This window comes from Thermoplasma sp. (genome assembly GCF_023256435.1).
Classification (GTDB): domain Archaea; phylum Thermoplasmatota; class Thermoplasmata; order Thermoplasmatales; family Thermoplasmataceae; genus Thermoplasma.
Genome location: NZ_JAGDXM010000041.1, coordinates 19,443 through 38,536, shown reverse-complemented (window position 1 = coordinate 38,536; position 19,094 = coordinate 19,443). Strand labels below are relative to the sequence as shown.

The window sequence follows — 19,094 nt, the reverse complement described above, 5'->3', positions numbered from 1 at the left end:
GCCAGATCCTTCATGGAGATCTGCCTATCGATATAAAAATATCCAAGCTTAAGGGCGCTCATTATAACCTCCCTTTCTCTGGGCGTGAGATCATTCTTTGAGTACTCGTTCGTCGTGATAACAACAGCGTTCAGCTCTTCATCCTTCAATTTTTTGAGCGCCCGATTGAATTCGGCTTTTGTAGGGGCGATTATCCTGTATCTGACCTTATCAAAACCTATGGATTTTCCACCCATCACCATCAGATTAAACGATTCAAGGATGCGGCAGGACGAACAGCTTTTTCCCTCAGCCCATATGGAATCTTTGCCGCTCAGGTTTGCCTTCAGGACATAACCAGGATATTTTTTTATCTCATTGAAGAGCGTACGTCGATCTATAGACGGCTTTACTAGGTGTATCGTTGTGTTTTCGCCTATGCGAAGCCTCTCTATCACAGCTTTGGGATCCCTATCCAGGACAAGATTCGTGACCCAGCAGTCTTCCCTCTCCACTTCTATAATAGCTTCTATCGATGGACTGTTTGCTTTCAATCTAACATGTTAGGCATCCATCAAATATAAGTATTGCCATTAGGAATCAGATAAGATGAATGATATCAGGGTGAGAGGATATAAGAGTATTTCATTCTGGCAGGAGGAAGGAATCGGTCTGATCGTTATCAGAAGCGACACGAAGGGGAATTTTGATCTAAACACGCTTGATGAGATGATCGCAGCCTTTGGCATAGCAGCCATGGATGAGAGCGTGCATTCAATAGCGCTGACTGGTATGAATAACATATTTGCCAAAAAGCTTTTGATCAGCAGCATCACCAATAGGGAAATTTACAGGATGATGCAGTCCTCTTCGTCACTCATCTCGATGATCTATTCCTTTCAGAAACCAGTTTTCGCCATACTTAATGGAGACGCTGTGGATGAAGGCTATGAGATTGCGCTTCTTGCCGATAGAATAATAGCTGCAGATGATATAAAGGTCGGATTCGATCAGGGTTACGAATTCAAGATAGGAGGTTCTTTCACTTCACTAAGGATGAAGAAGACAGAAATATCAGGACCATTGGAAGGTATAAATGTTGACACCGTGCTGAGACACGAAAATCTTCTTGAAACCTCAAAGGAGATCATCAAGAAGGATCATGATACAAATTACTCCATAAGAAGGAGACAGAGATATCACGACATAACTGAACTCATAAATCTAGAGAAGCTGTACTATTATGAAAATTACCTCAGCAGATCCTGAAATATCAACATGAAAAAATTCTACTTTTTCCTGAATTTCTTTATGAAGTCATGCATGGCATTTCTTACATCATAAAAGTAGATGTTATCGTATGGGCATGCGAGTACGCACGATCCTGAACCAACACACTTAGAACTCTTGAAATAGCCCTGCTTTATGAACTGCCCGGCCAGATCCCCAGCCCCAACTTCGCATGCAGTGACGCAGGCCTTCGTTTCGCATCTGACGCACTGGGATGGATCATGTACCTTGAGCCTGAAAAATCCAATTTTACTGAAAAACCCAACGAATGTTCCTGTGGTGCACCAGCCGTATCTCCTGCATGGACTCATGCCCACAATTGGTATGCTCATGAAGAATACGTACCACAAGACGTTCCATACAGCCACTGAATAAAGAATTGCTGGGTCCACTCCAAACAGATCGAAGTTATGCGAACCTGTGCTTGAGAGATATGAGAGATAAGCTGCTATGAGTATCAATATCCATGAAGATCCGATGACGGGGTACAGCGACTCCTTGAACTTGCTGCCTATATGTTTCCTGCTGGCGGGAGCAGAATAATTGTACTTTATCATGGCCTGTCCTAGCGTACCGCCATACATGACCGCAGAAGGACATAGGGTGCTGCAGTAGCTCCTTCTTCCAAACAAAAGCGCAAGAACAGCATAGAGCGCGTAGCTGCCTATGAGAGCGGCCAGTATGTCAGGATATACTGGACCAAGACTGCCAATATTACCCCAGAGTGGGATCGTCTCATAATATTTGGGATCGACAAAATTGGGAAAATAAACGGTGTACAGAGCATACGCTATCAGTGCGAATGTCAAATTCCATCTCTTCTCTCTCCATCTTAGCCTGCCGATGCGTATGATGACCAGTGAAGCCATTTCGATTCCCATTATTATTAGAAATACGTATGAATTTGTAACAGAACCGAAGATGAGTATAACGTTGAATATAGACTGAACTATTCCGGCACCGGTGCCAGTGCCGAATGAGTTCAGGAATGCCTGAACACCATGAACCCCTCCAAGGATGGAGTCAAGAGTAGCGGAAATGAACCACTCGGCAACGAACGAGAACAAAAGCACATAGAACATATGGTATCTGTTGTTGGACCAGCCAATGCTGCCTTTGCTTTTATCCGGGGCAAAGAGATAATGGAAATAGAATGCCATCTGCGCAAGCATTGAAATGCCGAAAATAATCAGGAAGATGTGGGAATTCAATATAAGGGACAGAAACAGGCCTAAGGATGAAAACGCCATGAGCCCGAAAAAGATCGTTATTATAGTGATTCTGAAATGATTCATCGTATCGAATTTTAGGGCGATGAATTCGAAGAGTATGGCCATGAATACGACCATGATAATGGCGATATACACTGTTCCGTAAATGGGAAAGATTCTGCCAGGCAGTATGAATGGATTGAACATGCCTGAGAACGCGATGCCAGAAAAGATTATCCTCTTGATCCGATCCGTTTCAAGGAAAATTATGGAAAGGATCATCTCTATCTCCATGGACAGAACGAAGAGATAACTGCTTATGGCGTGGGAAAGAACATAGAAGGATCCGTATCCGGAGAGATTCGGGTACGTTACGATCATAAGAAAGTACGCCATAAGAACCTCGTTAGCGATCAGAAGAGTTATGAATGCGGGGTATCTTGTGAGGGTTATGGTGGAATATCTTTTAGAATAGGCCCATACGGCTGCGACCCCCATGATGACCATGGGTGAATCAACAGCTGCGGAGGCTGTTAAGAATGTTATCGGCCACTGATAATATATTGTGAGGCCGGCGAACATGGACAGCATCATTGCTTCCAGGAATATTTCGAGGACACCGCTTGTGGTCTTCTTCGCCATCCTGTAAAATAGATAGAAGAAGAAGAGAGACATCGAAAGCTCTATGCCCAGATCAATCAGGATGTTCATGGGCGATCACCTGTTTTGCAATAAAAGCATCGGATCCAGCGAAGCTGTTGAGTGAAAGATGCGTTGTATACCACATCAGCGGAAGCATGGAGATCCATAGCGCAAGACTGAACCATACCTGATCAAGTATGGGCATGAATTTCCATACGTGTATCTCAAGGATCGCTGACATATAGAAGATAATCAGAGGTATAACGTTGAAAATTACGGTGACATATTCCAAATATGTGTACTTCATTCTATCCGGCATAACATGATAGCCTGATCCTATTGCGATACCGGACAGATATCCAGTGATCATCATGAGTGCATAATAAGCCGGAACAGAGTACGCTTTGTATGTTAATGAAGGTAGAAACCATACATATGAAAGGGCGAGCCCTGATAGAGACAGCATCGAACCAACCAGCAGGGAGCGGAAACTGAAATCAATAAAGTACAGAACCATAAGAATGAAGATGAAGCCTGAGAGAACCATGGCCATGCCACCCATAAAGAAAAATATGAAATTCTTCTCCAGCCCAAGTGAAACTAAGTATTCAAGAATGACTGGAAGCAACACTGATCCAGCAACCAGCATCAGCGTGTGAATATATGATCCTCTGTTTGGAATCACAAAAAATTTCCTTATGCGTCTTCCTGATTTGTAGTATCTGGACACAAAGATGTAGGTGAGAATGAGAAGGGTAAGACTCAGAAACAGAACGGGGATAAGTATCACATCTATTATCAGCGCGGCAACAGCCGGTAGAAGCGATATAAAGCTCTCACACTGGCAGCTGAAGGCACTTGTCAGACCAGACAGTGCCGATCCAATGGTGTTACCGTGGCGGGAGGAGTACGATATTATCTGGTAATAGTTTTCGGATACGAGCGAGGCCACCGCAAAGAAAACGATCTCTATGAATGGACTTATGAGTATGTCCAGATTCTGGGATAGTATGAACACTCCGTCTATATCAAGACCAAGTGGTATCATACCTAGACCCTTAAAAACGCTGACATCCGATTCAATTATCACCGGAGCCTGAGTCGGCAACGGTATAGAGATCAGGCCACCAAGGTATATCATGAATATCATTGTGCCTATGAATGCCGGTAGCCTGATCAGAATGCCCTCAGATCCATCGAGCATCTTCCAGTATGAGACGGCTGCAGGCACGGCAGAAAGCAGCAGAATCCAGAACATAGGATATCTGTAAAAAGAGAACAGGATTGCAACCAGAAAGAACATGTAAAAAGTTTCTGTGTATATGGCTATTGAATTGAAGAATTTTGATAGAGCCTCTGTGGATAGAAAAAGGATCGCCGGTATCAAGAGGATCAGAAATGAAAGATAAAGCGAATCGCTCGTTATGAAAATATACCTGTTGTAGAATATGGCGAATGCCAGAAAAAATAATAATATAGAGGATAATTGAAATATAAAAATTGATCTATTTTGCATGCTTAATCGACTACCACGGTACCGGTCATCCAGCCAACTGTGGTCATGGCCCCGCTCCAGCCTCCGTTAACAGCTGAGAGGCCGCACGGGACATAACACTGCCACGTGTATGTGCCGGTGTTGTTGAGGTAGAGGTATGCCAGTGTTGTGGTACCACCAAATGTTGGTATGTTAACGATGACTTGACCACTGTTGAGTATGGTGAATGTGTGCGTTATATTGTATCCTCCTGATGCATTTCCATACCAGTTTACCTGACTTATCACAACTGGCTTAAGCAGGCTGGTGTTGTTGTCTTTGTAGCTCGCAAGTGAAGTCGTGGTATTGTACTGATATTCAACTCCGCCCACCGTACCTATAACTTTGGTGAAGATCGTTGTGTTTGAGGTGCTAGTGTTTCCGATATTCGGGGTAGGACCAGAATCGTAATCTATTATTGTGAGTACTATCTCCCTGTGAGCCGGCAACACTATGTTTGCAGCAGATTCAAGCGAATTGTTGGCTGCCAGTATGAAGTAGGAGGGTTGATTGTGTTCATAGGTTTTGTTATAGACATAGGGATTGGATGGCGTTATCACCATCGTAAGATAGTACGGGCCTGTTGATGGAACCGAAACTGGATGGCTTGTTGTGTAGGAATAGGCAACGCCTATGCCTATACCACCTATCACGACTACCGCTGTTACCAATGCATAGAATACCTTATCATCCATCTGTTATCGTTATTAAAATTATGATTCGCTATTTAACCGTGAAAGCTAACATTTTAGGTTAATGCTGTTAAGAGACCATCTATGAGAGAATTAAGAAAAAGTCAGAATAACGGGCATTATGCCCACCACATAGGTAAAAGTAGAAGATCATAGATCATGGATTATCTTCTGATCTTGCTGTATCCCACGACACGCGGAAAGCCGTTCTGATCGGCAAGTATAAGCGAATCCTTTATGATCGGTATCTTCAACCTTGTGGTGTACGAATCTCCTTCCGCATTGCATTTGACAAAATTCATCAGATCCGATATGTAAGGATCAGAGAGCGTATCCTTCCCCTTTAGTGATTTGTGAAATACAACATTGTCTTCAACCTGATTGGTGTATTCAAAGGGCTTATCTGAGAGGAACATCCCCCTTGACAGTTCCTCGACCTCAACGTTCTTCAGGGCAAGGCCTACCCTGGTGCCTGCCTCGGCTTCTTCGAAATCAACATCGTTGACCTGTATTGATCTTATCTGAACTTGCCTGTTTATCTCCGAGAGATAGAGATCCTGATGCTTTTTTATCTTTCCGGATAGAACAAAGCCAAGAACAACAGTGCCAACGCTCTTAACCTTGAAGTAGTGATCGATGACCACCAGGGATCCCTGATCACTTCTTTCTATGTTTATGGCCTTTATCTTATCTATTATCTCCATGGGCCTGCCAGAAAAGAACTCGGGCTGAAGCTGAGTATCCTTCAGGAGCTTCCTTATGGTGTTCTGCTTATCCTCCTGTGCAACTATTATACCTCTTCTCTTGCCGAACAGATCAAGAGCGATGACCGTCTCCGCAAAGTACTTGTCCAGATTGTCCCCGTTGATGATAAAGATGTCCGTTGGGTATATGGAATCGGTTAGTGAGGAGATCTTATCTGGATATTTTATCGGTTCTATGAACGTCATGACTCCGTCCTCTTCCTTTCGATTGTAAAGTCTTATATCGCTCTCCGTCCCCTTCTTTGAGATCTCACGGAGTATATCCTCAACACCATAGGCAAATACGTTGAAATGATACATATAACCCCTATGCCATATGTTTAGATTAAAATATCCATTTACTTCAGAAGCTAAGAAATATTTTAATTTATATTGGAAATCAAACTGCGAAAATATGGAGATCAAGAGATATTGCCCTGTCACAGATTCTGAATTGCCTGTGGATCACGTTTACTTCAAATTCAGAAGCGAAATAGAGGCTGCTGAAGCATTCCTTGGTCTAGCCATATCTGAGGGGATCAAGGTAACGGAGACCAGAGAAATACTGGATATGGTGGATACCATATACAATTCGCTTGCAGATCCGGAATCAAGGCTCAATGACTTCCAGGAGAAGAGGCTGAATTTCACCGATGAGGACTGGTATGATCTCAAGGAAAAGGCAAACAATGGAAACAAGTGGTCAATGTACATGTTCCTAGCCAGAAGATCCATAGACAGTGCTGTATACTGGCTCTGCAAACTAAAAGAATCGAATGAATTCAGAGACATCGTAAAAGACGATGTCATATCAAAACTAATGAAGGCTGGCTTCGTCATTCTGAGAGAATCGCTTGGGGACGTAAGGCTTTGATTCAATTCCATGTTCAGAACTTAAATTAGATTCTAAGAAACAAAAATGAAGTGAAAATACACGTATATTCTCAATGGTCTCAAAAATGGATCTGATTATCCATCAAATTATGCGGCCAATGATCGATCATGTGGTATGTGCTACTGATATCCCGCGCAGGAAATCAAGGTAGGACAACGGATCCTTGACGTACCTATCGAGTATGTTCGTTTCCCTGTAATAGTCCTGAAAGAGCAGGTGCGCTTCATACTCTGAGAACAGGCCTGTTTCAATTACAGACGATATAGATTTTTCCAACTTGGTCTCTCCTATCTCCTTCTTTCCATTCATCTTTCTGATGTAGTTTAGTATCTTCAATAGCGGCAGATTATCGTTACTGCATATATCGTAAACACCTTCACGCTTCAGGATGGAATTTACAACCGTAACCACGTCGTCAACATACACTGGTGCTAAGTTGCCTTCCGGTGAAAGATGACTGACCTTATCCGATAATTTCCTGAATCTGTCGGTGAAATGATCCCCTTCGCCAAAGAGAAATGACAGCCTTATCACAAGACCGTTCTTCAAAACGCGCGTATTATCTTCGACAAGCCTCTTCGTTCTGAAGAATTCAAGAGGATACGATGGCTGGTTTATTATTGAAAATGAAACAACCTTCTGATCAGTATTGTTCGCCTTAACAGCGTTGACGACATTCTTAATTCCTCCAAGCAGGACTTCGCGATTTCTCTTCTCATCTGCATTCCAGTCTTCCACGGCAAACATTGCTATGTCAGCATCTTTCACAGCCTCGGCGACCTTGGCATAATCCGTGACGTCGCCCTTGATCCATACCGCATTCTCTCTGGTGATGGAATTGCCCTTATCAAGCGAGAAGTATGCTATCTCATCGGCATCCAGTTTATTAACCAGATGACTACCAAGAAATCCAGAACCACCGAATACTATTATCTTCACATTCTTGTATTTTTTTAACCTATTAAAAACTGACGTAGCCATCTTAGGTTAAAGCGCTTGCACTTTTGCACAATGCATGAGAATATATGGCGATTGGTGAAGCCAGAAACGAATAACGTTATATATAAACTAACAATTCAATGCCGAATTGCAATGCCTAAGACACCAACGAATGTTAAACCAATGGATGTATTGAAATCAGCGCTTTCCAGGAACGTATTAATAGATGTTAAAGGAAATAGAGAATACTCAGGGATACTTGATGGATACGATGTCTATATGAACATCGTTCTTCTCAATGCCAGTGAGATCATAAATGGCGAAAACAAGGGTGTGTACGATCGTGTTCTGGTCAGAGGCGACAACGTAATATTCGTCTCTCCTTCAAAAGGTGATGGTTCATGAGCAATGGAACAGCCGTAATGGGTAAGATAAATAATAAGAAAACGCACATAAGATGCAGAAGGTGTGGTCACCACACGTATAATGTAAGAACCAAGAGGTGCTCTCACTGTGGATTCCCTGCCCCAAGGATCAGATCCTATAGATGGGCAAAAGCCAAGTGAAGACTGTGCAGTTGTTGGGTTCAAGGGCAGGATAAATGCCTATGATCCCATAATAACTGCGCTTCGTACATTGCAGCATAGAGGTCAGGAATCCGCCGGTATGGCCGTTTTTGATGGAAAGAGAACTGTACTTAAAAAAGGTCGAGGTTTAGTAACCGATGTTTTCAATCCTTCAATGGATAACATTCAGGGCAAGGTGGGTGTTGGGCACACAAGATATTCGACCGCAGGTTCCAAGGATGTGACAGACGCCGGTCCATTTGTGATAAACTCCCAGGTTGGGTTCATCTCATTATCTCACAATGGAGAGATAGTCAATGCGGAAGAGCTCAAAGATGAGATGAAAAGGGAAGGTGTCAATTTCCAGAGTGATTCTGATACAGAAGTTCTCCTAGCAGAACTGTCAAGAAACATATCAAAATACGGACTGAAGCAGGGCTTCGAGGTATCAATGAACACGCTGCGAGGCGCCTACGCGTGCGCAGTTGGAATAAACGACAGACTCTTTGCCATGCGAGATCCCAATGGAATAAGGCCCCTTGTCATAGGAAAGAACTCCGACGGCTACATAATTGCCAGTGAGAGCTGCGCGATCGACGCTCTTGAGGGTACGCTGATAAGAAATGTTGAACCTGGAGAGGTTGTAGAGCTCACCGAAGATGGCCCGAAGACAATAGCGCTGCATAGCGGAGAGAAAAGAGCGCACTGTATGTTCGAATATGTCTATTTCTCGAGGCCAGACAGTACCATAGACGGAATAAATGTGTACATGGCCAGAGTGAAGATGGGGATGATGCTTGCTGAGGAAAGCCCGGTGCAGGCCGATCTCGTAATTCCTGTTCCAGATTCTGGAAGATCACAGGCCATAGGCTATTCCATGCAGTCAGGCATCCCTTATGCTGAGGGCCTTATGAAGAACAGGTACTCCGAGAGGACGTTCATAATGCCGACGCAAAGCGACAGAAAGTCCGCTGTCAGGTTGAAGCTGAATCCTGTGAGAGAGGTCATAAGCGGAAAGAAGGTTGTGCTGGTTGATGACAGCATAGTGAGGGGCAACACCATGCGGTTCATAGTCAGCCTGATGAGGAAGTATGGCGCCAGAGAGGTTCATGTTCGCATAGGTTCACCTCACATCGTTGCGCCTTGCTATTTCGGAGTTGATATGAAGACAAAGGATCAGTTCATAGCTCGCGGAAAGACTGACGAGGAAATAAACAGGGAGATAGGAGCAGATTCCTTGGCATTCCTCTCAATCGATGGACTGAAAAAAGCCATAGGTTTGGATGAAAACCATCTCTGCCTTGGATGCTTAACAGGCATATATCCAATAGATATCTCAAAGAAGATAGCAGAAAAGATCACGCAATATTAGATTCATTTCTTCGCCTTTTTTATCTCATCCTCGATCTTCTCGCGTATCGATTTTGTGTCTATCCGTGTTCCAAGCAGATCCGATCTGGCAGCTATAGCAACCTTATTGGCTATGATCCTTGCTATTCTCCCCCTCGCCTTTGGGTTTATGGCCGACAGACCTGGAAATTTGAATATAACCCCATACTTTGGATTCTTCCTTCCATGGCCGAGGGCCTGAAACAGTGCTTTCTCTGCTCCAAGCATCTGTATTGAACTGCTCGGCATGAAGGCAAGACGCTTCAGACCGCGTGATCTCTCAAGAAGATCCATAGCCAACTTGGGGCCCACAAGATCCGTCGTATTAGGCATAATCTCCCTTATTCTCAACCTGATGCTGTCATCGATCTGGGATCTGAAATCGCAGAGATCCGATCCCTTCCTGAATATGGTGGATATATCATCGATCGATGATCCGTTCCTGAAGAATTGGCAGGGATCTCCCGATGTGTTTATCCGGTATGGTATGGAGAATGGAAGGCACTTCTCATAATATTTATTTATTATCTCGTCCAGAGCGTTTCTTATAGAAGCTACCTTTATCAGTGCCTGGTCTGGGGTGAACTCTTCCCTTATCCTTTCCTTTCCATACTCTATCAGCAGCCTTCTCAGATCTGGCTTCTCCCCTGTCCCGTTCAGTTCTGGTATTTTTCCCTCTCTCAGTTCTTTGAATATCCTTATGTAATCCTGATCCAGATCTTTGAACAGCCTCTTCCCGCTGCCGTACCACATTATTCTTTCCATCGTCAGCCTCCAGGAATATATGATCGAAATCCACTACTTTCATAAAGATGTTGTCAGAGCTACACATCGCTATGCCGGTTCCAACCAGTTCATTGTCCTCGGAGATGACAGCCACACGATCTCCCTTCCTGAATTTTCCATTGATTATCTTTATGCCTCCAGCATATAGATCTGAACCATGTGCTATATTCTTCATCGCGCTCCTCTTTACCACTATCTTGGGATGATCCCTGAAGGCATAGGTCATATCCAGAATATGATCGCGTAGAGCCACGTCATCGCCGTTCCTGGCGAGATCGACCATGGCCGATAGATCCTGCAGAGTTATGCAGTTGTCCTCTGTAAAGGGCCCTGTGGATATTCTGCGCAGATCGACCATCTGTCCTCCTTTGCCTGAAACATACCCTATGTCGGTGCACAGAGTACGTATATAGGTTCCAGACTCGCATTTGACATGAAAGAGTACTATCTTATCCTTCTTTTCCAGCAGATCAAGGGAGTATATCGTCTTCACCCTCAGATTTCTCGCAACTGCGCTTCTGACGGGTGGAAGCTGGTATATCTTACCAGTAAATTTTCTGAAATAGGATTTTACCTCATCTTCGGTTATGTCCTCATAGAAACGCATCACGCCCACATACTCCTTTGGGCTTTCATGCACCACATCCACAAGCCGTACTGCTTTTCCTATGGCCATGGTTAATACTCCGGTGACATTTGGATCCAGCGTTCCTATATGAGCAACCTTCTCTATTCCCATCAGATCCCTAACCCAGTAATCAACCTGATGACTAGTTGGGCCCTGCGGCTTATCGATAACTATGAAACCATTGATCCTAGAAAAATCCAAAGACATCGCCTGCTTATCTTACCTATGTATTTAAGTTAGGATGATGATCAGCTTAACCTTGGAGTAAATATCTCCTTTCTTGACATCTCATCTATCCTATTTGCTATATGAACCGCTATTTCATCAGGCTTCATAAATTCGGTGTTCACCACTATATCGTATATCGATAGATCGTCTATGTCTATACCGTATAGCTTCTTGTATCTCTCTTTCTCAGATCTTTCCCGCTTATCCATGAGGCTTCTGGCGCTGTCTATGTCTATATTTTCTCTTCCAGCAAAGCGTACAAGCCTTGTGTAATAGGTTGCATAGAGAAATACCCTGAACGCTGTTATACCGTTCATATATGATATCCAGCCTGCAAGACGCCCTTCCACAATTATGTTATCGTTCTGCATCATGAAGGCCTTCTGAGTCTCATCAGTATAGTAATCGGCCTCAGGATGCGTTTCTGAATAAATATTGAAGTCCTCTATGCTCATGCCCATCTTCCTTGCAGTTTCTCTGAAAAATGTTCCAGATGAGTATACAGTATAACCGGTTATCTTTGAGAGTTCCTTGCTCACAGTTGATTTTCCGCTGCCTATCTTTCCGGCAATTGTTATCCTCATCTGCGTCACTGATCAATCTGCCGTTTTTGATGGAGCCATTCTGCTTAACTTTCTGAGCTTGAAGCTGAAGTCCACATACTTCATGACCATGGTCACAAAGTATGAAACGACAAGCTCGGTCAGGAAATACATGAATATCCAGTATGGCATTATCCAGAAATGCGCTGTAGTTATGTTTATGTTGAAGTCCCAGGGAAAGGCAACGTAATTATAGGGAAGGTTTCCTACGAAAACGAATAGCCAGGCATAGAACAGGATCGTCACAACGCTGATGACCATGAGGGGCTTCATGGTGTTCATTGAGAGCTGATACTGGTCCATGGACATCTGCATCCTCATGCTGTTCAGCTTGTTTATCTTCTTCATATCACGCTCTCTGTAAGCCTCCCTTATGGCATCGTTGAAGGCCTTCATCGTGTTCTGCATCTTGCCCATCTTGACCCAGTCCGTGAAGAAATACCTGGGTATGGAGAGAATTATACCTATTATCACGCCGGTGAGTATGATCGTGAGAACTGGATACCTGTAACCGAAGCCGATTGAGGGAATGAGTGCAAAATTGAGCAACCTTCCAACAGCATCCCTGGATGAAGGCGTGATCACCAGGAACAGCGAGCCGAGCATGACGACCATGTAAATCATCTGGAAGGTCATCATCTTCTTCATCGCTTCCTGCTGTTCCTTTGGATACTGTTCAGTCAACTGCTATCACCTTTATTATATCCTGAGCTGCTTTATCTGGTTTTCCTTCTTCGTTAGTGATTATCTTTACGGTAGCCCCACTGAATATAGAGTATGCTGCAGCAAATGCCCTGTTGATCTCCTGATGCTCCCTTATGCTCTCCAGAGAGTCTTCGTCCCTAGATCTCGTTGGATCGTTCTGTCTTCTCTTCAGGATCAGATCTGGAGGTGCCTCAATTATGATGTACACTGATGCATTTATCTCTCTAAGCACCCATTCTGGTAATCCTGGTAGATATCCGAATGGCGTTTTGATGGACATATGTGTGTCAACTATTACATTGTCCATCTTCCCTATCTCAGTACCTGCATTCTTTTGCAGGTCTATCTGGATTTCCCTCGATAGCTTGCGCATCTGATCCCTGTTCTCGACCAGGCCTCTCTTTTTTGCCAGCTCAAACATGAGGGTGCCGTAGTTCACTATCCTTATCCCGGTTTGCTTGCTCACTATGTCCAGTACAGTGGTCTTGCCAACCCCTGCCACACCAGTAATTACAGATCGCATTTAACCACCAACGAAGAACTGCCTTATCACAGGATGCATCTCCATGAGCTGCTCCCTGCCCATAGCCTCATAGAACTGTATGATTATACCAACTGCCAGAAGCAGGCCAGTACCGCTCGTGTCGCCCACAGTACCTATCAAGTTAGCTCCAGCTGCCAGCAGGCCAACCACCGCACCACTAAATATGGTTATAGCTGGTATGTATTTCTTGAGGACGCGTTCCATAACCCTTGGATCCCTTCTGAACCCAGGTATCTGCATACCGCTGGCCTGTATCTGCTTCGCTACCGCAGAGGCACCCATATTGGTGGTTTCAATCCAGAATATGGCAAACAATACGCTGAAGCCAACCATGAAGGCCGTGAACACTATTATGTGTATTGCCTCCTGCAGAGGGGTGTGCCCAAGCAGGATATTCTGATATCCCGATGGCTGAAGAATTGGAAACAGCCAGTCGGAGAGGCCGTTAGGCGAGAAGAGATAGTATGCAAGCCCACCCGTTGGGGTTGTTGCCGATATATTCAGCGCAGTGGCCTGCGCAGTTGTCGGATAGGAACCGAGCAGAGGATTGTGACCAAGTATAGGCACTTTGCTCAGTACTGGACTGCTCCAGAACAGCAGGGTCCACATTGATACGTTGGCCAGGAGTGCTGTAGCAAGTATCACCGGTATATTCGACGCATAGAGAAGCTGAAGTGGGTATCTTCCTCTTGCTCCCCTGACCCTCTCATGCGATATCGGAAGTTCGATCTTGCTGCTCTGGAAATAGGCCACTAGGAAGAATATCAGCAGCGTGCCCAGAACAGCTATCATTGGGTTCGGAGGTGAGAACAGGATCTGCACTACGCCGTTTGTGAGAAGATAAGATGAGGATGAATGCATTATTATGTAGAACATCTTTGGAAAAGCACCGGCTGGTGGATTGGTGAGAGAGTATGTAAGAGCGTTGTTAAGTGCCTGCCAGTTGAACGCGCCGATGAATAGCTGCTCTGAAACATCAGCCGCTATGAAGAGCGATATACCAGATCCTATCCCGTATTTGGAAACGACCTCGTCCATGAGGAAGACAAGGTATGAACCGAAGAAGAGCTGAAGTATGATTATGGTCTGTGCCAGAAACTCACCATATCCCGGAAACACGGCGTTTATTGAGTTCACTACCTTTGTATCCGGAACCAGATAACCAAATGCCTGCGGGATAGCCTCCACGAAGATCATTATTATTACGAGGAGCTTCTGTACACCCTGATATATGGCCTTATCCTCAGCGTTCTGAAGATCAAGATTGAATATCTTAGCTCCCACGAAGAGCTGCATCACTATGCTTGCGGTAACTATTGGGCCAATACCTAGATCCATAAGAGAGCCAGAAGCTCCGGCGAATATCTCCCTGAATGATGCAAAAACATCTATTGTCTGCGCTGTATTCAAACCGTATATGTATATATTGCTCAACGCAAAGTATAGCACAACTATGAGCGCTGTCCATGCCATCTTATATTTGAACTCTACATGGCCCTTAGCCTTCTTGACCGCAGGTAGCTTCGCGGTAAGGTCTTCCAGCCCATATAATTTGCTCTTCTTTGGGCCGGTATAGCTTGCAACCAGATACGTTATATAAAAGAGCGGTGCTATTATAACTCCCGCTATTGCAAGCTTGATGTATCCCAGATGACCGAAGTACCAGAATGCGACCATTATGATCGCATATACGACTATGAGGGGGAAAACAACTGAGTTATTACGCTGAGCTTCCGTCATTTTCGATCTTCGAACCTATAGCTGAAAGCTTACTTATTGCTTTTTCGGTTGCCTTGTCAATGATGATCGTTGACTTAACTGTGAAATTGCCGTTACCAAGCAGTTTATCGTAACCTGCGGACTTGAGATCAACTATCACCTCGCCATTTTCTTCCCTGACGAAGCCGTCTCTCTTGAGACTTTCGTACATGTATTCTATGTCACCAAGGTTGATTGGTACCTCGACCTGAGATATGTGATGGCTTGTGAAACCCTTCCCTCCGAAGTGAAGTGGATCGTATTTCACCATCCATATCCATTTATGCTTTCCCATACCTGCGTTGCCGTTTCCTCCCTTCTTTCCCTTTCCACGGCCTGCCTTGAATCCGCGTCCGTAATGGCCGCCGCGGAGTTTCTTAGTTCTCTCTCTTACCATTCAGATCCACCCCTGATACGATCATCTTTCTGATCAACCTGTTGATATCGGATCCTCTGTATCCAGAAGATCCACCACTCCTATAAGACTTCCTTATGGCTTCATACCCGCCCTTTGGTGGATTCAATCTGATGACAGGGACGGCATCCGCTATATCGGATGGCTTTACCTTCCCATCTATGAGTGCCTGTGCCAGATCCCTGTAGGATGCAAATCCAGTCTTCTCTTTAAGTTCCTCTTCCGTGAGATGCCTGCGTCCTTTGAAGAGGAGTCTGTTCTTCAGCAGAATCTCAAGCGTATCAACGTCTATCTCGCCCCATGTAACGTAATCTTTGACCTTCTGAAGCATACCCTTGACCACCTCATCCTCATTCAGCAGGACAAGGTGATTTATCCGGTTAAGCCGCATCAGATGTGCAGTATCAGCAATATCCTGCTTTATTCCAGTCCTGCCTCTAATCCTTATGGCCGCTAACATTTATAACACTCCCCGAATATATAGGTGTAGACAACACAATGCCAGGATTGATTCTGACCTTTGACGTTTCCTTTAGCGCGTTGTAGACCGCTAAAGCATAATTCACCGTTGTCTTGGTGTGACCGGAGGCGAACCCCCATGCATCTTCTATGCCTGCGATGCTGAGTATGGTTCTTGCAACATCGCCAACCGCAAGACCGACGCCTCTTGGAGCAGGTTTCAACGTTATCCTGACGGATCCTGATTTGCCCTGAACCAGAAATGGCAGTGTGTGCGCTCTACCACATCCGCATTCCCAGGAACCACAACCTCTCCTTATCTCCATTATATTGAGCTTTGCATTGATCAGCGCCTTTCTGATTGCCGGAGCAGCCTCCTTTGACCTTCCTATGCCGAGACCAACGTACCCGTCTCCGTTGCCCACGACAACGGTTATTGAATAGGTCATTCTTCTTCCAGAGTCGGTCATCCTCTGCGCCCTTTTGATATCTATAACCTCATCCTTAAGGTTAGGGAGCAGATAGTCGACTATCTCGTACTCCTTCAGCGGAAGCTTGCTCCTGAGGGCTTCCCCCATGGTCTTTATCTGGCCCGATGCCACAAGCTTACCCAGCTGTGTCTTAGGAATCCATTCATCACTCATGCTTTTTCCTCCATTTTCTTGAAGTTTTTAACAACTTCTGATATCTTCACCGGAGACTTGAGGTGCTTTCCATCGATCCTCTTCTTGTCTGGAAAAACGTCATCTCCATGCGGAACCTCTACACCCGCGTCTATGAAGCCTTTCAGACAGGCAGAGATCCTTCCACCTTTTCTGAATTTTCTTCTGCCGGTGTCCAGCACAGCTGTCTCAACACCGTTCTTCTCGGCTTCAATACCAGCTATGTAACCGACCAAGTAGCATACCTGAATATTGTTCCCTCTGAGATCGACACCGTACTTGGCCAACGATTTGTCTGTGACTGTGAAAAGTATTCTGTCTCCAACGTCAGAATATTCAGCAAGCTGTGCTATGACACCCTTTCCAGTTATTCGGACTATGAACCTCCTTTCCCTTGATTTTAGTAACTTGAGTCTCTTCGAATAATCTGTAATTCCAGCCTCTTTTCTCTTGAACACCATGGATATCACTCACCAACCAAACCTGCACTTTTGAGATGGGACAGAAGCTGAGATCTGGATCTTATGGATCCGCTCTTTATGAATCTGTAATACCTCCTGTAGGTTTCCTTTGTTATCTTTCCATCACTCTTGAGGGTCCTGAGTTCATCCCTGAGGGCCCTTATTGTGTCTATCCAACGCTCCTTGCGTGGATATCTTGCGTACCTTGTTCCCCTGATGGAACCTGGCCCTCTTCTCCTGTCCTTGGATAGCTGCTTTATTCTCTTCTTCAGTCTTCCATTGGATATTCCTTTCTTCTGCTTGATCCTTATAACATCCTGCTTCATCAGGGCCATTATATCCTGCCTTGTGGCAGCCTCCATCACTCTGTCAACCTTATTTGTATCGATGTACACCCTAGAAACACCGACACCTTTCATATCAGCCACAATTCTCTTCACACTGTCTGATCTCATGAATTTCACCTTCCGTTGAGCACCTTAAGGTTGAGCTCTTCAGACCTTTTCATTATTTCCTGCCTCTTACGGGAACCAACGCTTGACGCTATCCTGACTGCTTGATATTTCGGGTCTATGGCCTCCAGTTCTTTAACATTGTGCACCAGGACTTCATGGTATCCGGATGGATGCATGCCCCTGACTGCAGCAGGAGATCTGAATCCAGCATCAACTACGGGTGGCCTTCTTGCAAGATGCTCTCTCAACTTTGAGTGCTTTCCTCTAGGTTTACGCCATGCATCACCGAGTTTCTTGTACCTGAACCACTCTTGGCGGTGGAACTCGACTCTCTTTCTGGCCATCAAATTCTTGATCTTTAGCAATCTACGCTGATTCTCATCAAGTGATCTGTTCATCTCATTCACCCTTGGAAATGAGGTATATACCATCCTGAAAGACCCTTGGGTCAAACCCCTTGATTATGGTTGACCTTTCTATATTTGCTGCTGTCTCACCAACATCCTTCTTTGATACTCCTGAAATGTAAACGCGATCTCCTTTGACCGTGACCGTTGTATCGCCGACTATCTCAGCAGTTCTCGGAGATCGTTCTCCGAAGAAGTTTTCTATGACCACTGTCTTTCCTTTAACGGAGACTCTCATAGGGAAATGGCTGTAATCGATCTTCATCTCATACTGGAAGCCATCCTTCAACCCCTTTATCATGTTTTTGATCTCAGAAGCCCATGTTCCTACTATTCCTCTTACCATTGAATTATCTTTGCTTGAATATATCTTTATGGCATTTCCTTCCTTTGCTATTCTGACGTAATTGTTTGCAAAGTCTTTCGAAATGGTTTTACCACCATAAGACATCGTAATGTTGGTCCCAGAAACAGTTGCCGTAAAGCCCTCTGGGATATCTATGGATCTAGCTTCCTTCCAGTTTATCATTTTTTACACCTCAGTATACGTAGGCCAGAAGTTTACCCCCGATTCCAAGCTTTCTTGCCTCGATATTGCTCATCACACCTTTGGTTGTGGTGAGTATGAGTATACCGAAATCCTCGGCAGGTAGGTATCTGGCCTCATACTTCTCAAGATTCTCGTTCTTAACAGGGAACCTTGGCTTAATGACGCCACAGTTATTTATAGTTGTGTTCAGAACAATTCTGAATTTGCCGCCCCTGCTTTCATCTATGACCTCGAAGCTCTTGATGTAGTTGTAATCCTGCATAACTTTGAGTACCTTGCCTATCAACTTCGCTGCGGGTTCAGCAATTATCTCTCTCTTTCCCAGCCTCGAAGCATTCTTTATCGAATTTATGACATCGTTCAATGTATCATTTTTCATCTGGACACCTCAGCTATATTTCTCAAAACCCAACTGTCTTGCAGTCTCTCTAAAGCACTGTCTGCACAGGTGCAGGCCATACCTTCTTACAATGCCTCTCTTCCTACCGCATCTGACACAACCGTCAATATGCCCGTACTTCTTCTTTGGTTTAAGTTTTACCTGAGACAAAATT

Annotated in this window: 26 protein-coding genes; 5 read left to right on the top strand and 21 right to left on the bottom strand. The window is 44.6% G+C overall.

Annotation, left to right across the window (positions count from 1 at the left end; all coding sequences use genetic code 11):
- Positions 1-533 (bottom strand): helix-turn-helix domain-containing protein (locus Q0C15_RS05480; protein WP_297217146.1); only part of this gene is annotated, 533 nt, incomplete at its 3' end.
- 55 nt (positions 534-588) lie between these two features.
- Here Q0C15_RS05480 and Q0C15_RS05475 point away from each other — a divergent pair.
- Entirely contained in the window at positions 589-1,248 is a 660-nt protein-coding gene (locus Q0C15_RS05475) for an enoyl-CoA hydratase/isomerase family protein (protein ID WP_297217144.1), read from the top strand.
- 20 nt (positions 1,249-1,268) lie between these two features.
- On the opposite strand, the gene Q0C15_RS05470 is transcribed toward Q0C15_RS05475, so the two are convergent.
- The 4 genes from Q0C15_RS05470 to Q0C15_RS05455 all read right to left on the bottom strand — a co-directional run bounded on the left by Q0C15_RS05470 (position 1,269) and on the right by Q0C15_RS05455 (position 6,412).
- Positions 1,269-3,191: a 4Fe-4S binding protein gene (locus Q0C15_RS05470; RefSeq protein ID WP_297217142.1), complete on the bottom strand. Its 1,923-nt coding sequence runs from the start codon at positions 3,189-3,191 to the stop codon at positions 1,269-1,271.
- Positions 3,175-4,509, bottom strand: a complete 1,335-nt coding sequence (locus tag Q0C15_RS05465; RefSeq protein WP_297217140.1) for a hypothetical protein — start codon at positions 4,507-4,509, stop codon at positions 3,175-3,177. The genes Q0C15_RS05470 and Q0C15_RS05465 overlap by 17 nt, the downstream gene beginning before the upstream one ends.
- A 131-nt stretch (positions 4,510-4,640) precedes the next feature.
- Positions 4,641-5,351 carry a hypothetical protein gene (locus Q0C15_RS05460; protein WP_110642308.1) on the bottom strand — a complete coding sequence of 237 codons (711 nt, stop codon included), beginning with the start codon at positions 5,349-5,351 and terminating at the stop codon, positions 4,641-4,643.
- A gap of 161 nt (positions 5,352-5,512) precedes the next feature.
- Positions 5,513-6,412 (bottom strand): EF-Tu/IF-2/RF-3 family GTPase, encoded by a 900-nt coding sequence (locus Q0C15_RS05455; protein WP_110642310.1) that lies wholly within the window; start codon positions 6,410-6,412, stop codon positions 5,513-5,515.
- A 94-nt stretch (positions 6,413-6,506) separates the two neighbouring features.
- Between Q0C15_RS05455 and Q0C15_RS05450 the strand changes: the two genes are divergently transcribed.
- Positions 6,507-6,965, top strand: coding sequence for a DUF1940 domain-containing protein (locus tag Q0C15_RS05450; protein WP_110642312.1), 459 nt, complete (start codon positions 6,507-6,509; stop codon positions 6,963-6,965).
- Positions 6,966-7,091: 126 nt separating this feature from the next.
- Here Q0C15_RS05450 and Q0C15_RS05445 read toward each other — a convergent pair whose 3' ends face one another.
- Complete coding sequence (locus Q0C15_RS05445; protein ID WP_297217135.1) at positions 7,092-7,925, bottom strand: SDR family oxidoreductase; 834 nt, start codon at positions 7,923-7,925, stop codon at positions 7,092-7,094.
- A 153-nt stretch (positions 7,926-8,078) separates the two neighbouring features.
- Here Q0C15_RS05445 and Q0C15_RS05440 point away from each other — a divergent pair, with 153 nt between their 5' ends.
- From Q0C15_RS05440 to purF, 3 genes are read left to right on the top strand one after another with little or no spacing between them, the layout of a single operon-like run.
- On the top strand, positions 8,079-8,330 hold the full coding sequence (locus tag Q0C15_RS05440) for an LSM domain-containing protein (protein WP_110642316.1): 252 nt from the start codon (positions 8,079-8,081) through the stop codon (positions 8,328-8,330).
- Positions 8,327-8,491: a 50S ribosomal protein L37e gene (locus Q0C15_RS05435; protein ID WP_010901648.1), complete on the top strand. Its 165-nt coding sequence runs from the start codon at positions 8,327-8,329 to the stop codon at positions 8,489-8,491. The genes Q0C15_RS05440 and Q0C15_RS05435 overlap by 4 nt, the downstream gene beginning before the upstream one ends.
- Positions 8,439-9,863 carry an amidophosphoribosyltransferase gene (purF, locus tag Q0C15_RS05430; protein WP_110642318.1) on the top strand — a complete coding sequence of 475 codons (1,425 nt, stop codon included), beginning with the start codon at positions 8,439-8,441 and terminating at the stop codon, positions 9,861-9,863. The genes Q0C15_RS05435 and purF overlap by 53 nt, the downstream gene beginning before the upstream one ends.
- A gap of 2 nt (positions 9,864-9,865) precedes the next feature.
- Here purF and Q0C15_RS05425 read toward each other — a convergent pair whose 3' ends face one another.
- From Q0C15_RS05425 to Q0C15_RS05355, 15 genes are all read right to left on the bottom strand, one after another.
- Positions 9,866-10,300 carry a ribosomal biogenesis protein gene (locus tag Q0C15_RS05425; protein ID WP_297217188.1) on the bottom strand — a complete coding sequence of 145 codons (435 nt, stop codon included), beginning with the start codon at positions 10,298-10,300 and terminating at the stop codon, positions 9,866-9,868.
- Between the two features lie 97 nt (positions 10,301-10,397).
- The gene (locus Q0C15_RS05420; RefSeq protein WP_297217130.1) at positions 10,398-11,501 is read right to left on the bottom strand and encodes an RNA-guided pseudouridylation complex pseudouridine synthase subunit Cbf5; all 1,104 of its coding nucleotides are present in this window, start codon (positions 11,499-11,501) and stop codon (positions 10,398-10,400) included.
- A 41-nt stretch (positions 11,502-11,542) separates the two neighbouring features.
- A complete protein-coding gene (gene cmk, locus Q0C15_RS05415) occupies positions 11,543-12,106 on the bottom strand; it encodes a (d)CMP kinase (RefSeq protein WP_297217128.1) in 564 nt (187 codons plus the stop codon).
- 12 nt (positions 12,107-12,118) lie between these two features.
- A complete protein-coding gene (locus Q0C15_RS05410; protein WP_297217126.1) occupies positions 12,119-12,808 on the bottom strand; it encodes a DUF106 domain-containing protein in 690 nt (229 codons plus the stop codon).
- Complete coding sequence (locus Q0C15_RS05405; RefSeq protein WP_297217124.1) at positions 12,801-13,352, bottom strand: adenylate kinase; 552 nt, start codon at positions 13,350-13,352, stop codon at positions 12,801-12,803. Before Q0C15_RS05405 ends, Q0C15_RS05410 begins: the two co-directional genes overlap by 8 nt.
- Positions 13,353-15,113: a preprotein translocase subunit SecY gene (gene secY, locus Q0C15_RS05400; protein WP_297217122.1), complete on the bottom strand. Its 1,761-nt coding sequence runs from the start codon at positions 15,111-15,113 to the stop codon at positions 13,353-13,355.
- A complete protein-coding gene (locus tag Q0C15_RS05395; RefSeq protein ID WP_297217120.1) occupies positions 15,094-15,528 on the bottom strand; it encodes an uL15m family ribosomal protein in 435 nt (144 codons plus the stop codon). Before Q0C15_RS05395 ends, secY begins: the two co-directional genes overlap by 20 nt.
- Complete coding sequence (locus tag Q0C15_RS05390) at positions 15,509-16,006, bottom strand: 50S ribosomal protein L30 (protein ID WP_110642328.1); 498 nt, start codon at positions 16,004-16,006, stop codon at positions 15,509-15,511. Before Q0C15_RS05390 ends, Q0C15_RS05395 begins: the two co-directional genes overlap by 20 nt.
- Positions 15,984-16,649: a 30S ribosomal protein S5 gene (locus Q0C15_RS05385; protein WP_110642330.1), complete on the bottom strand. Its 666-nt coding sequence runs from the start codon at positions 16,647-16,649 to the stop codon at positions 15,984-15,986. The genes Q0C15_RS05390 and Q0C15_RS05385 overlap by 23 nt, the downstream gene beginning before the upstream one ends.
- Positions 16,646-17,128 carry a 50S ribosomal protein L18 gene (locus Q0C15_RS05380; RefSeq protein WP_297217115.1) on the bottom strand — a complete coding sequence of 161 codons (483 nt, stop codon included), beginning with the start codon at positions 17,126-17,128 and terminating at the stop codon, positions 16,646-16,648. Before Q0C15_RS05380 ends, Q0C15_RS05385 begins: the two co-directional genes overlap by 4 nt.
- Before the next feature lie 5 nt (positions 17,129-17,133).
- Entirely contained in the window at positions 17,134-17,583 is a 450-nt protein-coding gene (locus Q0C15_RS05375) for a 50S ribosomal protein L19e (RefSeq protein ID WP_297217113.1), read from the bottom strand.
- 5 nt (positions 17,584-17,588) lie between these two features.
- Positions 17,589-17,981 (bottom strand): 50S ribosomal protein L32e, encoded by a 393-nt coding sequence (locus tag Q0C15_RS05370; protein ID WP_110642335.1) that lies wholly within the window; start codon positions 17,979-17,981, stop codon positions 17,589-17,591.
- 1 nt (position 17,982) lies between these two features.
- Positions 17,983-18,519: a 50S ribosomal protein L6 gene (locus Q0C15_RS05365; protein WP_110642337.1), complete on the bottom strand. Its 537-nt coding sequence runs from the start codon at positions 18,517-18,519 to the stop codon at positions 17,983-17,985.
- A gap of 10 nt (positions 18,520-18,529) precedes the next feature.
- Positions 18,530-18,919 (bottom strand): 30S ribosomal protein S8, encoded by a 390-nt coding sequence (locus Q0C15_RS05360; protein ID WP_297217109.1) that lies wholly within the window; start codon positions 18,917-18,919, stop codon positions 18,530-18,532.
- 9 nt (positions 18,920-18,928) lie between these two features.
- A complete protein-coding gene (locus Q0C15_RS05355) occupies positions 18,929-19,090 on the bottom strand; it encodes a 30S ribosomal protein S14 (protein ID WP_010901664.1) in 162 nt (53 codons plus the stop codon).
- Between the last annotated feature and the right edge of the window lie 4 nt (positions 19,091-19,094).